The sequence below is a fragment of the Streptococcus sp. HMSC056C01 genome (assembly GCF_001811305.1).
In the GTDB taxonomy this organism is placed as follows: domain Bacteria; phylum Bacillota; class Bacilli; order Lactobacillales; family Streptococcaceae; genus Streptococcus.
Genome location: NZ_KV804219.1, coordinates 60,072 through 61,042 on the forward strand (window position 1 = coordinate 60,072; position 971 = coordinate 61,042).

Annotated in this window: 2 protein-coding genes; both read left to right on the plus strand. The window is 45.0% G+C overall.

Annotation, left to right across the window (positions count from 1 at the left end; translation table 11 throughout):
- Window positions 1–467 (plus strand): cell division protein FtsA C-terminal domain-containing protein (locus tag HMPREF2795_RS10010; protein WP_186822908.1); only part of this gene is annotated, 467 nt, incomplete at its 5' end.
- 17 nt (window positions 468–484) lie between these two features.
- A partial coding sequence (locus HMPREF2795_RS10015; RefSeq protein ID WP_398578199.1) for a cell division protein FtsZ occupies window positions 485–971 on the plus strand: 487 nt, incomplete at its 3' end.

The window sequence follows — 971 nt, forward strand, 5'->3', positions numbered from 1 at the left end:
AGCAAATTAAGCAAGACTTGGAAAGACGTCACCTATTAGACTTGCCAGGAGGTATTGTCTTAATTGGTGGGAATGCCCTTCTTCCAGGTGTCGTTGAATTGGCCCAAGAAGTATTTGGAGTACGCGTTAAGTTATTCGTACCAAATCAGGTTGGGATTCGCAACCCTGCTTTTGCCCATGTCATCAGTTTGTCAGAATTCGCTGGTAGTCTTACTGAAGTGAATATTTTGGCACAACGAGCAATTCGAGGTGACGAAAGTTTACGCCACCAACCGATTGACTTTAGAAGTTCAGCGCAACCAGTTTCACCTGTTTCTCCACGACCAGTATTTAATACAGTGACAACTCCCGAGCCTGAAACAACTCAATCTGTTGAACCAGTGGCTCCTCTTCAATCAGAAGAGAAGAGCAAAGGTAAATTAACGGATCGTTTCCGTAGCTTGATTGGAAGCATGTTTGACGAATAAAATAGAGGAATATAAATATGACATTTTCATTTGATACAGCAGCAGCACAAGGTGCAGTAATTAAAGTAATCGGTGTCGGCGGCGGTGGTGGAAATGCCATCAACCGTATGGTTGACGAAGGCGTTTCTGGCGTTGAATTTATAGCAGCCAACACAGATGTACAAGCTTTGAGCAGTACAAAAGCTGAGACAGTTATCCAGCTCGGCCCTAAATTGACACGCGGACTTGGGGCAGGAGGTCAACCTGAAGTTGGTCGTAAAGCTGCAGAAGAAAGCGAAGAAGTATTGACAGAAGCAATCAGCGGTGCTGACATGGTCTTCATCACTGCTGGTATGGGTGGTGGTTCTGGTACAGGTGCTGCACCAGTTATCGCTCGTATTGCAAAAAGTCTTGGTGCTTTGACAGTCGGTGTTGTAACTCGTCCATTTGGCTTTGAAGGAAGCAAACGTGGACAATTTGCCATCGAAGGAATTAACGAACTTCGTGAGCATGTTGATACACTCT